This is a genomic window from Bradyrhizobium sp. SEMIA (genome assembly GCF_014844175.1).
Classification (GTDB): domain Bacteria; phylum Pseudomonadota; class Alphaproteobacteria; order Rhizobiales; family Xanthobacteraceae; genus Bradyrhizobium; species Bradyrhizobium arachidis.
In genome coordinates, this window is the sequence record NZ_CP046601.1 from 1,073,637 (window position 1) to 1,086,449 (window position 12,813).

A 12,813-nucleotide genomic window follows, 5' to 3' on the forward strand; every position below is an offset into this window, starting at 1 on the left:
CGCTTCGCGCGATCGACCCTCCCCCTCCAGGGGAGGGTAAGAGAAGCGAGCCGCGTCGAATGCCTTCCAAGCTGGCCATCAGCTACGCCCACGTCACCAAGAGCTTCGGCACGCTCAAGGCCGTCGACGACGTATCGCTTGATATCGCCGAGGGCGAGTTCGTAGCGATCGTCGGCGGCTCGGGCTCGGGCAAGACCACGTTGCTGCGGCTCGCCAACCGGCTGATCGAGGCCGACGGCGGCACCATCACGGTCGAGGGCGAGGACGTGCGAAACGTCGATCCGGTCGCGCTGCGGCGGCGGATCGGCTACGTCTTCCAGAGCGGCGGGCTGTTCCCGCATTTGAGTGTCGCCGACAATATCGGGATCACGCCCAAATTGCTGGGCGCGCCGGCGGCGGATATCGCGGTGCGGGTCGACGAGCTGCTGGAGCTCGTACAGCTCGACCGTAGCGCCCATCGCGACCGCCTCCCCGAAGCGCTCTCGGGCGGTCAGCAGCAGCGCGTCGGCGTGGCGCGGGCGCTCGCGGCACGCCCGCGCATCGTGCTGATGGACGAGCCGTTCGGCGCGCTCGATCCCCTCACCCGCGATGCGCTCGGCGACGATTATCGCGCGCTGCACAAGAAGCTCGGCCTGACCACCGTCATGATCACGCATGACATGACCGAGGCGATCCTGCTTGCCGACCGCATCGCGGTGATGCGCGGCGGCAAGCTGCTGGCGCAGGGCACGCCGGCGGAGCTCTCGAACAGCAGCGATGCCTATGTGCTGGAGCTGCTGAGGACGCCGCGGCGCCAGGTCGAGCGGCTGAACACGCTGCTGCCGCAGAGCGGTGCGGCATGAGCCTCCTCAATGATCCGCGCTGGGGCGAGGCGCTGGCGCATTTGCCGGACTATCTCGGCAACCATGTGCGGGTGAGTCTTGCCGCGCTCGCGCTTGGCCTTGCCGTCAGCCTGCCGCTCGCGATACTGACGCGCAACCGGCCCGCGCCGCGCGCGGTTCTGCTCGCGCTCGCCAGCATCGTGCAGACGGTGCCGGGGCTGGCGCTGCTGGCGCTGTTTTATCCACTGCTGCTGCTAGCTGCCTCGGTCACGCTCGCCTGGTTCGGCGTCTCTTTCTCCGCCTTCGGCTTCCTGCCGGCGATGCTGGCGCTGGCGCTCTATTCCATGCTGCCGGTGCTGCGCAACGGCATCACCGGCCTCAACGGCATCGATCCCGCGCTGATCGAGGCCGCCAAGGGCGTCGGCATGACCGCACGGCAGTCGCTCGTCATGGTCGAGCTGCCGCTGGCGCTGCCGGTGATGATGGCGGGCATTCGCACCGCCGCGGTGTGGGTGATCGGCACCGCGACGCTCTCGACCCCGATCGGGCAGACCAGCCTCGGCAACTACATCTTTGCGGGATTGCAGACCCAGAACTGGGTGTTCGTGCTGTTCGGCTGCTTTGCCTCGGCGCTGCTGGCGCTCGCGGTCGATCAGCTGCTCGGCCTGATCGAAGGTGGCCTGCGCCAGCGCCGCCGCCTGCGCACCGCGCTTGGCGGTATTGGAATTGCGGCGCTGGTCGCCGCAACGCTGGTGCCGACGATGGGGCGCTCGCCGCAGAATTATGTAGTCGGGGCCAAGACCTTTGCCGAGCAATACGTGCTGTCGTCCCTGCTCCGCGACCGCCTCCAGGCCGCCGGTCTCACCGCCACAGCGCGTTCGGGCCTCGGCTCCAGTGTGATCTTCGAGGCGCTGAAGGCCGGCGACATCGATCTCTATGTCGATTATTCCGGCACGCTCTGGGCCAACCAGCTGCACCGCACCGACATTAAGCCGCGGGCGGAACTGTTGGCCGACCTCAAAACAGCGCTCGCGAAGGATAACATCACCCTGCTCGGCGAGCTCGGCTTCGAGAACGCCTATGCGCTGGTGATGCCGAAGCAGCGCGCCGAGGCGCTTCATATCCGCAGCATCGCCGATCTCGCCGCACACGCGCCGACGATGTCGATTGCCGGCGACTACGAATTCTTCTCGCGGCCGGAATGGGCGGCGCTGCAAAAGGCCTATGGCCTCTCGTTCCGCGCCCAGCGCCAGATGCAGCCCGACTTCATGTATGCCGCGGTCGCCAGCGGCGAGGTCGACGTCATCGCCGGCTACACCAGCGACGGGCTGATTGCGAAATACGACCTCGTCGTGCTCGACGATCCCAAGCACGCGATCCCGCCCTATGACGCGATCCTGCTGCTCGCGCCAAAGCGCGCCGGCGATGAAAAATTGCAGACGGCGCTCGAGCCGCTGCTCGGCAAGATCGACATCGCGACCATGCGCGAGGCAAACCTGCGCGCCAGCGGCAATGATGCGAATTCATCACCCGATGCGGTGGCGAAGTGGCTGTGGGAGAAGGTGGGCCGGCGCTAGAGCGAGGCTCTGCGCCGCCGCCCTTGCTAGACCTTCTCGGTTGCCCCTCCGGCGTCGACCCAGTCCTTGAAGCCGCCGACGTTGTAGACATGGCTATAGCCCATGTCCTGAAGCAGCTTGCCGGCCAGCGCCGAACGGCCGCCCGAGGCGCAATAGAGGATCACCGTCTTGTCCCTGGCGAGAGCCTTGTCGTGATAGGGCGAGTCCGGATCGGCCCGAAACTCCAGCATGCCGCGGGAGACATTCAGTGCGCCGGGAATCTTGCCGCTCTTCTCGATTTCCGGCGCATCGCGCACGTCGAGCACGAGCGCGCCCTTGCCGATCATCTCCTTCGCCTCTGCCGGCGTGATCTTCCGCACGGCGGCGTTGGCGGCTTCGAGCATCTGTTTCACGGATATTGCCAATGTCGTCTCCTTAGGGTTGGCTGTTTGTCGAGCGCCCCCTTAGCCGGCATCGTCTGTCGTAGCGTCCACCGTTTGGAGGACAGCGCGAGGTGAAATATCGACGGATGCGGTGGCGAATGAATGGCCGCGATGGAAACTACAGCCCCCGGATCATCCCGGCATTGATCAGCAACCGATTCAACCGCCGCGCCTCCGCGCCGTCCTTGCAGCCGTAGAAGATGCCCTTGCAGCGGAGCATGATCTGCTTCTGCTCGGCGAAGGACGGATCGAGCGGGATGCCGGCAGCCTCCTGGATCACCAGCGGCAGATAGGGGCCGTCGACCGTGTCCATCACGGCCTCGGTTTTGACCGGCTCGAAATTGACGGCGTCGATCGCGTAATAGGTCGCGTAGAGACGCGGATCGTAGGCATCGAGCTTCTTGCCGATCGCGCCCTCGTCGAGCCCGGGCTCGAGCAGGTTCGGCGCGAATTCCGGCTGGTGATCGCCATAGCGCACGATCAGGAACGGCTCGCTCGGAAAGTTCTTCTTCAGACCCGCGACGAACGCCTTGTACTGCTCTGCGCTCATCGCCTGGCGGCGCAGATATTCGTCGATCGACGGCACATTGCCCGGCGCGCGCCAGTTCGGCAGCAGGTCCGGACGGTAGCGCGTCTCCCAGGGGAAATGATTGGCGCCGAGATAGATGAAGGTGAACAGCGGCTTGTTCGGCGGTTGCTGGCCCATCAGCTGCAGCGCCTTGTCATAGAAGAAGCTGTCGGGCTCGACATCCCTGGCGCCGAGGTCCTTCGCGTCGAGGAAGCGCTCGACGCCGGTCGTCAGCTGGAAGCTGCGCGCGCCCATGAAGCCGCCATGGGCGGGATAGAGCGACATCGTATCGTAGCCGCAGCGGCGCAGCGCCAGCGGCAGGCCGCGCTCGACCCGGTTGGATGCGATACGCGTCACGAAATAGGCGAAGCGGCCGAACGAGCGCGCGGAAAGTCCGGCGAGCACGTTGTATTCGGTGAACCAGCTCGGCCCGCCATTGCTTTCCGCAAGGAAGGTGCGCTGCCTGCCGTCCCAGGACTTGAAGTGATCGCCATAACGCGGCGGCACCTTGATGCCATCAGCCGCGCGGATGTCGAAGCTCGATTCATCATGGATCATGATGATGTTCGGCCGGCGGCCCGCGGGATGGCAGGCATCGACCAGCGGCATGTTGAGCCGCTCATTGGTCGAGGCCGCCGACTCCATGAGGCCGTACTGCGCGAAATCGGAGACCGCGGTGACGCCCGAGCGGAAGAATTTCGAGAGATAGCCATCGTCGTAATAGCCGCGCCAGGCCTCATCGGGATGATAGAGCGAATAGCCGACCAGCCCAGCCACGCAGGCGAGCATGGAAGCAAGCGCCGGCAAGCGCCGGATACGGAACGGATCGAGCCACCACAGCGCGTACATCAGCGGCAGCGTGACGAGACCGGCCCCGATCACCGACCAGCGCAAATTCGGGAAGATCGTGAACAGGAACGCGACGGTGTCGCGGTCGATCATCATCAGGTCGATGAAGTTGACCGTCATCTGCACCACGTCGTGCTTCAGCCGCGACAGCAGCACCAGCACGACGACCATGGTCAGCGACAGCGCGCCCGACAACGCCGGCCGCCGCAGCAGCGTGATCCAGAAGAAGTTGAGGATGCCCCAGGCGAGCGCGAAGGCGAGACGCGAGCCGAAATCGGTCTCAGTCTCATACATCAGCGCCAGCGCGGCGAGATGCGGCACCGCAACCGCGAGCAACCGCCAGATGCCGAGCGCGGCGACGCTCGCCAGTACGGCGGTGGTGGCAGAAGGACCTGGATTGGGCGCGGACGCCATCGACGGGCACGCAACTTCTGGTCCGGCGCGGTGATGCCAAGCCGTCGAGCCGGCCCCAGGACGGCTGCGGCGTCCGGCGCAGCCGGAAGCCTGCACCGTGTCACAAAACTGTAACGGAACCGTCACGGGCAGGCAACGCGATCCGGCGTCCGACCTTCGCTTAATGTTAGCAACGCGCGAATGTGCCGCACGCTTGGGCGCGCTGCCTTCAACTCTATCGGCTCACCCGAGGAGCCCGCGAAGCGCGCGGGGGGACTGGGGCCTCTATGGTTCGAGACGGCGCTGCGCGCCTCCTCACCATGAGGGTCGGATGGCTAGGCCTTCGCGATCCCGGCGATGAACAGATCGATCACCCCCTCCGCCATGCGGTCGATCTCGCCCGCCGCCACGCCCCAGCGCGGGAAGTGGCCGTCCAGATTCATCCGGGCGAAGCCATAGACCAGGGCGCGGCCGGCGATCTGGATGCGCTTGAGGTCGGCCGATCGCAGCAGGCCTTGGCTGGCGGCGTCAGCCAGCATCTGCTCGGTCAGCGCGATCAGCTCGGCATTGTCGCGGGTCAGCTCTTTGGAGCTGCCATGGGCGAAATAGCGCCCGGTGGAGATGATCTCGAAATGCGCGGGGTTGCGCATCGCCCAGCGCAAATACGCAAGGCCGAAGGCGCGGAAGCGGCCGAGTGGATCGGCCGCCGGTGCCTCGCCCAGGGCCGCCTCGATCTCGATACGAAAGCGCCGCTGTGCCTCCTCGGCCACCGCCGCCATGAGGGCATCGCGGTTCGGGAAGTGCCGGAATGGCGCCCCCGGCGACACAGCGGCACGGCGGGCAGCCTCGCGCACCGAGACCTCGGCACCCTCTTCTGCCAGTTGCAACGCAGCATCGATCAGCACGCGGCGGAGGTCGCCGTGATGATAGGGCCGAGCTTCAGGCGTCTGGCGGCGGGCGCGCGGTTTGGGCGGCTGTCGGGCGGTCATGGCGCTTCCTAGCATCACCCGAACGTGAATGTAAGCAGCGATTACACGGTTGACGGCCTCGCGGTAGCGAAATGTAATCGATGATTACATAACGGAGGAGATTGCCATGTCACAACGTCAAGGCTGGTTCGAAGGCTGGCGGCTGCTCGCCGTACTCACCCTGAGCCTGCTCGCGCTCAGCCTGTGGATCGCCTCGATGCGGCAGTTCGAGGTCGAGGGCGTACGCATGGTGATCCGCTTCACGGCGCGCAGCTCGCTGCTGCTGTTCTGCCTCGCCTTCAGCGCCGCGGCTTTGGCCCGGCTCCGGCCCAACCCCTGGACGCGATGGCAACGCCGCAACCGCCGCTATCTGGGCTTGAGCTTTGCGGCCTCCCACGCCATCCATGCGGCGGCGATCGTCGCCTTTGCCAACATGGATCCGGCCGGCTTTGCCGGGGCCACCTCCGCCGCCTCCTACATCTTCGGCGGCATCGGCTATGGCTTCATCGTCGCGATGAGCGCGACCTCGTTCGACCGCACCGCGGCGCTGGTCGGGCCGCGCGCCTGGCGCGCCCTGCACCTTGTCGGGGGCTATTACCTCTGGTTCCAGTTCATGGTGTCGTTCGGCAAGCGCGTGCCGGCGATGCCGCTCTATGCCGCGTTCCTCGTTCCGCTGCTCGCGGTAATGGCGCTGCGGCTGATCGCGATGGCCGCGCGTCCGCGCGGGCAAACCGTGGCGGCGGGCTGAGGGGCCCGCCTAAAGCGCGATGAGATTGGGATGAATCGTCATCGCGCTTTAGGTTGTTGTTTAAGCATGATCTTTTCGGAAAACCGCTTCGCACTTTTCCGGATCATGCTTTAGTGCGGCAACAGCCCGAGCCGCTTGGCGATGATGCGATCGAGCATCCGCTTCGGCAGCACGGCGCCAATCAGATGGCGCAGCGGATCCGGCGTGATCTGGTAACGTACCTTGGGGCTTGCCGCAGTCAGCGCTTCGAACACGATTTCGGCGATGCGCTCGGCGGGCAGGCCCTTGGCGCCGATCTCCATCATGAACGCCATGACCTTGTTCAGCGCCGGCAGGTAGGGCGAGTTCTGGTAGACGGACAGATCGATCTCTTCCGCCTTGCTCCAGATCGGCGTCTTCACCGCGCCGGGGGCGACGATGATGACGTCGATGCCAAACAGCATCAGCTCGCGGCGCAGGCTCTCCGACAGCCCCTCGACGGCGTGCTTGGACGTGCAATAGGGCGCCGACAACGGATTGCCGTTCCTGCCCGCGATCGAGCTGATCATCACGATCCGTCCCTTCGGCCCCTTCAGCGACGGGTCGGCGCCGAGCAGCGGCCCGAACGCCTGCGTCGCGATGACGGGGCCAATGACGTTGATGTCCATCTGGCGGCGGAAGTCGTCGGCCGACAATTCGAGCACGGGGCCGGCGACCGCGATGCCGGCATTGTTGACGAGGCCGGCCAGCGTCTCACCGCCGAGCGCCTCGCGAACTTGTCGCGCTGCAGCGAGGACTGCGGACTCGTCGGTGACGTCGAACAGCAGCGGCGTGAAGTTGTCGCCGAACTCACCCTTGAGCCGGTCGCATCGGCCTGCTTGCGGACGCTGCCGAAGACGCGATAGCCGCGCCCGATCAGGAATTTCGCAGCGGCCCAGCCGATGCCGGTGGATGCGCCGGTGATGACGACGGATCGCATGGTCCCCTCCCCCTCGAGTTCCCGGGATCATGCAGGAGAAGGGTACGCCAGTGCAATGGACGGGGTTCTCAGGCCGCGCAACGACGGCGCTTTTCGTGCGAGTGAGGCGCCGCAAAGAAGGTGTAGCGGATGTGGAATCTTAGAATGAAGCGGCACGCGAACGGCGCTCGGCGAGATAACGAGCGCGATGAGACCGCGGATGAAGAGCCGAATCTTTGACTCTGAAGACGCTGGGCTTTTGGCGATCGGTATGTCTGAAAAAGTTCTGAGAAACGACGCGAGGTCAAGAATGTGGTTTAAGCGTCAGTTCTTGCTGCTCAGAGAGCAATTCAGCTCGCGAAGAATTTGAATGAAGCAGCAAAGCTTCGCGCGAGATGGAGAGAGCGAGACCGCCATTTGCGATCTCGCTCGTTTGTAGGGACGAAGGTTTAAGATTTGGTTTGGCGAGCGAAACTTGTGCTTCACCCGTCATTCCGGGCGCGCGTTCGCGCGAACCCGGAATGACGGCGATGCCGTCAGTTCTTCGACTTGTCGACCAGCGCGCCCTTCTTGATCCAGGGCATCATGTCACGCAGCTTGGCGCCGACTTCCTCGATCGGGTGCGCGGCGAGCTTGGCGCGGGTCGCCTTGAACGAGGTCTGGTTGACCTTGTTCTCGAGCATCCAGTCGCGGGCGAACTTGCCGCCCTGGATGTCGGCGAGAACCTTGCGCATCTCCTTCTTGGTCTCGTCGGTGATGATGCGCGGGCCGGTGACGTACTCGCCGTACTCGGCGGTGTTGGAGATCGAGTAGTTCATGTTCGCGATGCCGCCTTCATAGATCAGGTCGACGATCAGCTTCACTTCGTGCAGGCACTCGAAATAGGCCATCTCCGGGGCGTAGCCGGCTTCGACCAGGGTCTCGTAGCCACCCTTGATCAGCTCGACCAGACCGCCGCACAGAACCACCTGCTCGCCGAACAGGTCGGTCTCGCACTCTTCCTTGAAGGTGGTCTCGATGATGCCGGCGCGGCCACCGCCGACGGCCGAAGCGTAGGACAGGCCGAGGTCATGGGCGTTGCCCGAGACGTCCTTGGCGATCGCGATCAGGCAGGGCACGCCGCCGCCGCGCTGATACTCCGAGCGCACGGTGTGGCCGGGGCCCTTCGGCGCGATCATCAGCACGTCGAGGTCGGCGCGCGGGTCGAGCAGGTTGAAGTGGACGTTGAGGCCGTGCGCGAACACCAGGGCGGCGCCCTTCTTCATGTTGTCGTGAAGGTGGTCACGATAGATGTCACCCTGGAGCTCGTCCGGGGTCAGCATCATGACGAGGTCGGCCCATTTGGCGGCCTCGGCAACTTCCATCACCTTGAAGCCGGCGGCTTCCGCCTTCTTCACCGAGCCCGAGTCCTTGCGCAGCGCAATGGCGACTTCCTTGACGCCGGAGTCCTTCAGGTTGAGCGCATGGGCGTGGCCCTGGCTGCCATAGCCGACGATGGCGACCTTCTTGCCCTTGATCAGGTTCAGGTCGGCGTCGCGATCGTAATAAACACGCATAGTCGTTTCCTCGTTGCGGGCCGAAATCGGCCGTTGGTCAGTGTCCGAAGGGTGAAATTTGCGGATTTCGGGGGCTGTCTAGAGCATTTCGGCCCCTTAGGGAAACCCGTTTCTGCATGGAAATCCGCGGCATCATGCATCCATGAAAACGGGGTAGAGGGAGGCGAGCAGCAGGATCGCCATCAGGATATTGAAGGCGCGCACCAGCCGCTCGGAGGTCAGGACGGGCCGCAAGGCAGTGCCGAACAAGGCCCAGACCACGGTCGAGACCGTGCCGACCAGCAGGCTGATCAAGGTCTGGATCGCGATGTTCAGGGGGAATTGGGCGATCGCCGCATAGGCGGTGATGGTGCCAATCACGATCACCCAGCCCTTGGCGTTGATCCACTGGAACATGGCCGCGCCCCAGAAGGTCATCGGCCCGCGGGCGCTCTCCTCGCCTGGCTTGGCCGGACCCGAGAAGGCGATCACGACGGCGAGGTAAATCAGGTAGGCGGCGCCGGCATATTTCAGGATGGTCTGAAGGATCGGATAGGCCAGGAAGACGGTGCCGAGCCCGAGGCCGACGGTGGCGACCATGAAGGCAAAGCCGAGGACGATGCCGACGATGTGCGGGATGGTCCGGCGGAAGCCGTAGGTGAGGCCCGACGACAGCAGCATGATGTTGTTCGGCCCGGGCGTGAAGTACATCACGACCATGAAGGCGAGGAAGGCGTAGAACAGCGAGTAGGCCATCATCACCTCACGCGGTCTTCGGCAGCGCCCGGGGACGCTGAGCCAGCACCATCACGGCGATGCCGGCGATCACAGTCACCATGCCGGCCAGGCGCAGCGGCCCGAACCGCTCGCCGAAGACGATGCTGGAGGCCGCCGAGCCGACGAACGGCACCAGCAGCGCGAACGGCACCACCTGGGCCGCCGGGTAATCGCGCAGCAATCGGCCCCAGAGCCAGTAGGCAATGCTGGTGGAGATGGCGCCCAGCGCCAGCATGCAGAGCGCTGACGTCAGCGACATGTGTGTCAGCGAGGTCCAGGTGGGAGCGGGACCGTTGGCGACCAACGCCAGCACGAACAGCGGCACGGCCGAGGCAAGGCACAGCCAGGCGAACAGGTCGAACATCGGCACACCGCGGGCACCACGCAGCAGGAGATTGCCGACAGCAAAGCTGACCGGCGAGATCATCAGCACCGCAAAGGCACTGACGGTGAAATCATAGCCAACGGTGCCGCAGATCATCAGGAGGCCAGCGGCGGCGATGACGATGCCCAGCGTCTGCACCGGCGTCGGGCGTTCGCCGAAGGCGATCGCGGCGAAGCCGATGGTGAACAGCGCCTGGCTCTGCACGACGACGGAGGTCAGCCCCACCGGCACGCCGTGGGCGATGCCGTAGGCCTGCGACAGGAACTGGCCGAGGAACAGCGTGAAGCTGATCGCGATCAGCAGCGACCAGGCGACCTTCGGTTTGCGGATGAACAGGCACGGCACCGCGGCAATCGTAAAGCGCAACGCCGTCATCAGCTCCGGTGACAACTCGTCGAGCGCAATCCGGCTTGCCACGAAGGCAAGCCCCCAGATGATCGCCACCATGACGGCGATGAGGATGTCGGCCGGCTTCATTGTTGTTTCCGGTTCTGCCTTGTCGTGCAGCCCTGTTTGTTGTTCTGGTCTAGCCTTGCTCGCCGGCCTTTACGTGGAAGAATTGGGTTTCCGCAGCAGATACGTGCCGTGCATCGGCGCGTGGTAATCGGCTGAGACCAGCGTGAAGCCGACATCGGTCAGCATCCGCTCCATCACCCAGCCGAAGGTGGAATATTCATCGCGCATATGCGTCACCACGCCCCCGCGGGAAAAATCGTGGTTCTTGATCTGGAAATCGGCCCATTGCTCGACGTCGCGCTCGATCGCATCGGGCATCGAGGCGTAGACGATGTCGCGCAAATAGAAGCTGCCACCGGGCTTGAGCGCACGATAGATCCGCGACATCGCCACCGCCTTCCAGAAATCCGGCAGATGGTGCAGCGTGAACTCGCTGACGATCAGGTCGTAGGATTCCGGCCGGTAGGCGAAGCTGAGCAAGCCGGCGGACTGGGTGCGCACGGGCGCCTTGCGGTCGCGGGCGTAGATCTCGGCGAGCGCCAGCATCGCCGGCGAGATGTCGATGGCGTCGACCTCGGCGCCCATCAGCGCTGCTTCGGTGGCAAGCACGCCGTTGCCGCAGCCGATATCGGCGATGCGCCAGCCGCGCTGCACTCCGAGCATTTTCAGCGCGGCGCGCGCCCGCAGGTCGGCATCGTCATGGTTGTCGTAGATCGAGGCCACAGCGGGCTCGATCCCCATCCGGTTCCGCTCGTTGTAATACCAGTCGCGCGCCAGCATGGTTCACATCCCTTCAGGCCCGCGACCGATCGCGGCAACACCCGTGCGCGACACCTCGACAAGTCCGAGCGGGCGCATCAGGTCGATAAACTGGTTGATCTTGTCCGTGTTGCCCGTGATCTCGAACACGAAGCTCTCGGTGGTGGCGTCGATCACGCGGGCGCGGAACGCATCCGCCAGCCGCAGCGCCTCGACGCGATGCTCGCCCTGCCCGCGCACCTTGACCATCGCCAGCTCACGCTCGATCGAGCGCTTGGTCTGGGTCATGTCGACGACGCGGTAGACCGGGACCATGCGGTCGAGCTGGTGCTTGATCTGCTCGATCACCATCGGCGTGCCCGTCGTGACGATGGTGATGCGCGACAGGTGCTTCTGGGCCTCGGTCTCCGAGACGGTGAGGCTCTCGATGTTGTAGCCGCGCCCCGAGAACAGGCCGATCACGCGCGCGAGCACGCCGGGCTCGTTCTGCACGAGCACCGCGAGCGTGTGCGTCTCGTTGGGATCGTGACGGTCCTCGATGAAGTAGGCGGATGCAGGCTGGTTCATTGTCGTCCCCTCTTGTCTCTCCGTCACGCCATGGCCGGCGCGTCCGTTCCGACCCAACGGCGGAACAGATCGAAATCGATATTGCCGCCGGACAGCACGAGACCGACGCGCTTGCCCTTCAGCTTGCTCTTTTCTTGCAGTGCCGCAGCGAGCGCGGCTGCGCCGGCGCCTTCGGCGAGATTATGCGTGTCAGTCCAGTAGGCGCGAATTGCGGCGGCGACCTCGTCGTCGGTGACCTGAACGATGCGCGAAGCGCCCTTGCGGATCAGCGCCAGCGCATCCTCGTCAGGGATACGCGTTGCCATGCCGTCGGCGAGCGTATTGGCCGTCTCAGTCGTCACGATCGTGCCGGCTGCGAACGACAGCGCATAGGATGGCGCTTCCGTCGACTGCACGCCGACGATCTCGGTCTTCAGGCCCAGGAGATCGCGTGCCATGATGCAGCCGCAGATGCCGGAGCCCTGCCCGATCGGCACATAGAGAATGTCGAGATCAGGCGCGGCCCTGAACAGCTCGAGCGCATAGGTCGCAACGCCCAGCACGAGGTCCGGATGGAACGACGGCACCATGTGGAGGCCGGCGAATTGCGCGCGGCGCTCGGCCTCCTCGCGGGCGGCCTGGAAGTCCTCGCCATGCTCGACCAGCTCGGCGCCGAACGCCCTCATCGCCCGGTTCTTCTCGACCGAGTTGCCTGATGGCACGTAGATCACCGCGGGCATGCCGTGTCGGCTCGCCGCGAATGCGAGGCTCTGGCCGTGATTGCCGCGCGTCGCCGAGATGATACCTGGCGTGTTCGGCCGCTCTCGCTTCAGGCGGTCGAGATAGACCAGCCCGCCGCGCACCTTGAAGGCGCCGATCGGCGTATGGTTCTCGTGCTTGACCACGACCTCGGTGCCGAGGCGCTCAGCGAGTAGCGGCCAGCCGCGCGCCGGCGTTGCCGGCACCGCCTGCCCCACGATCACATCTGCGCGCTCGAGCTCCGTCAGGTCGAACATTGTGGTCCTTCCATCGACCATCTCATGCAGCCGTCATCCCCGCGAAGGCGGGGATC

12 protein-coding genes and 1 pseudogene are annotated in these 12,813 nt (G+C 65.1%); 3 read left to right on the forward strand and 10 right to left on the reverse strand.

What is annotated here, in order from left to right; genetic code table 11:
- Positions 1–59: 59 nt before the first annotated feature.
- Both FOM02_RS05130 and FOM02_RS05135 read left to right on the forward strand, forming a co-directional pair.
- The gene (locus FOM02_RS05130) at positions 60–842 is read left to right on the forward strand and encodes an ABC transporter ATP-binding protein (RefSeq protein ID WP_027560499.1); all 783 of its coding nucleotides are present in this window, start codon (positions 60–62) and stop codon (positions 840–842) included.
- On the forward strand, positions 839–2,398 hold the full coding sequence (locus FOM02_RS05135; protein ID WP_027560500.1) for a glycine betaine ABC transporter substrate-binding protein: 1,560 nt from the start codon (positions 839–841) through the stop codon (positions 2,396–2,398). The genes FOM02_RS05130 and FOM02_RS05135 overlap by 4 nt, the downstream gene beginning before the upstream one ends.
- A 26-nt stretch (positions 2,399–2,424) precedes the next feature.
- Here the strand turns inward: FOM02_RS05135 and FOM02_RS05140 are convergent, their stop codons facing one another.
- The 3 genes from FOM02_RS05140 to FOM02_RS05150 all read right to left on the reverse strand — a co-directional run bounded on the left by FOM02_RS05140 (position 2,425) and on the right by FOM02_RS05150 (position 5,619).
- Positions 2,425–2,802 carry a rhodanese-like domain-containing protein gene (locus FOM02_RS05140; protein WP_027560501.1) on the reverse strand — a complete coding sequence of 126 codons (378 nt, stop codon included), beginning with the start codon at positions 2,800–2,802 and terminating at the stop codon, positions 2,425–2,427.
- A 136-nt stretch (positions 2,803–2,938) separates the two neighbouring features.
- On the reverse strand, positions 2,939–4,651 hold the full coding sequence (locus FOM02_RS05145) for a sulfatase-like hydrolase/transferase (RefSeq protein ID WP_027560502.1): 1,713 nt from the start codon (positions 4,649–4,651) through the stop codon (positions 2,939–2,941).
- Between the two features lie 314 nt (positions 4,652–4,965).
- Positions 4,966–5,619, reverse strand: a complete 654-nt coding sequence (locus FOM02_RS05150; RefSeq protein WP_027560503.1) for a TetR/AcrR family transcriptional regulator — start codon at positions 5,617–5,619, stop codon at positions 4,966–4,968.
- Between the two features lie 106 nt (positions 5,620–5,725).
- Here FOM02_RS05150 and FOM02_RS05155 point away from each other — a divergent pair, with 106 nt between their 5' ends.
- Positions 5,726–6,346, forward strand: coding sequence for a hypothetical protein (locus FOM02_RS05155; protein WP_027560504.1), 621 nt, complete (start codon positions 5,726–5,728; stop codon positions 6,344–6,346).
- A 110-nt stretch (positions 6,347–6,456) separates the two neighbouring features.
- On the opposite strand, the pseudogene FOM02_RS05160 reads toward FOM02_RS05155, so the two are convergent.
- The 7 genes and pseudogenes from FOM02_RS05160 to FOM02_RS05190 all read right to left on the reverse strand — a co-directional run bounded on the left by FOM02_RS05160 (position 6,457) and on the right by FOM02_RS05190 (position 12,757).
- Positions 6,457–7,304: pseudogene (locus tag FOM02_RS05160) on the reverse strand (SDR family oxidoreductase).
- Positions 7,305–7,819: 515 nt separating this feature from the next.
- Positions 7,820–8,839, reverse strand: coding sequence for a ketol-acid reductoisomerase (gene ilvC, locus FOM02_RS05165; protein WP_027560506.1), 1,020 nt, complete (start codon positions 8,837–8,839; stop codon positions 7,820–7,822).
- A gap of 132 nt (positions 8,840–8,971) precedes the next feature.
- Positions 8,972–9,574: a LysE family translocator gene (locus FOM02_RS05170; protein ID WP_027560507.1), complete on the reverse strand. Its 603-nt coding sequence runs from the start codon at positions 9,572–9,574 to the stop codon at positions 8,972–8,974.
- A 7-nt stretch (positions 9,575–9,581) separates the two neighbouring features.
- Positions 9,582–10,457, reverse strand: coding sequence for an EamA family transporter (locus tag FOM02_RS05175; protein WP_027560508.1), 876 nt, complete (start codon positions 10,455–10,457; stop codon positions 9,582–9,584).
- A gap of 69 nt (positions 10,458–10,526) precedes the next feature.
- Positions 10,527–11,216 (reverse strand): class I SAM-dependent methyltransferase, encoded by a 690-nt coding sequence (locus FOM02_RS05180; RefSeq protein WP_027560509.1) that lies wholly within the window; start codon positions 11,214–11,216, stop codon positions 10,527–10,529.
- Between the two features lie 3 nt (positions 11,217–11,219).
- Positions 11,220–11,762, reverse strand: a complete 543-nt coding sequence (ilvN, locus tag FOM02_RS05185) for an acetolactate synthase small subunit (RefSeq protein ID WP_027560510.1) — start codon at positions 11,760–11,762, stop codon at positions 11,220–11,222.
- 23 nt (positions 11,763–11,785) lie between these two features.
- Positions 11,786–12,757 (reverse strand): threonine dehydratase, encoded by a 972-nt coding sequence (locus tag FOM02_RS05190; RefSeq protein WP_265441491.1) that lies wholly within the window; start codon positions 12,755–12,757, stop codon positions 11,786–11,788.
- Positions 12,758–12,813: the final 56 nt, after the last annotated feature.

Excerpts from the sequence above, each read along its gene's own strand:
- FOM02_RS05130 (WP_027560499.1), top strand. The coding sequence starts at position 60 with ATGCCTTCCAAGCTGGCCATCAGCTACGCCCACGTCACCAAGAGCTTC.
- FOM02_RS05135 (WP_027560500.1), top strand. The coding sequence starts at position 839 with ATGAGCCTCCTCAATGATCCGCGCTGGGGCGAGGCGCTGGCGCATTTG.
- FOM02_RS05145 (WP_027560502.1), bottom strand. The coding sequence starts at position 4,651 with ATGGCGTCCGCGCCCAATCCAGGTCCTTCTGCCACCACCGCCGTACTG.
- FOM02_RS05150 (WP_027560503.1), bottom strand. The coding sequence starts at position 5,619 with ATGACCGCCCGACAGCCGCCCAAACCGCGCGCCCGCCGCCAGACGCCT.
- FOM02_RS05155 (WP_027560504.1), top strand. The coding sequence starts at position 5,726 with ATGTCACAACGTCAAGGCTGGTTCGAAGGCTGGCGGCTGCTCGCCGTA.
- ilvC (WP_027560506.1), bottom strand. The coding sequence starts at position 8,839 with ATGCGTGTTTATTACGATCGCGACGCCGACCTGAACCTGATCAAGGGC.
- FOM02_RS05170 (WP_027560507.1), bottom strand. The coding sequence starts at position 9,574 with ATGGCCTACTCGCTGTTCTACGCCTTCCTCGCCTTCATGGTCGTGATG.
- FOM02_RS05175 (WP_027560508.1), bottom strand. The coding sequence starts at position 10,457 with ATGAAGCCGGCCGACATCCTCATCGCCGTCATGGTGGCGATCATCTGG.
- FOM02_RS05180 (WP_027560509.1), bottom strand. The coding sequence starts at position 11,216 with ATGCTGGCGCGCGACTGGTATTACAACGAGCGGAACCGGATGGGGATC.
- ilvN (WP_027560510.1), bottom strand. The coding sequence starts at position 11,762 with ATGAACCAGCCTGCATCCGCCTACTTCATCGAGGACCGTCACGATCCC.
- FOM02_RS05190 (WP_265441491.1), bottom strand. The coding sequence starts at position 12,757 with ATGTTCGACCTGACGGAGCTCGAGCGCGCAGATGTGATCGTGGGGCAG.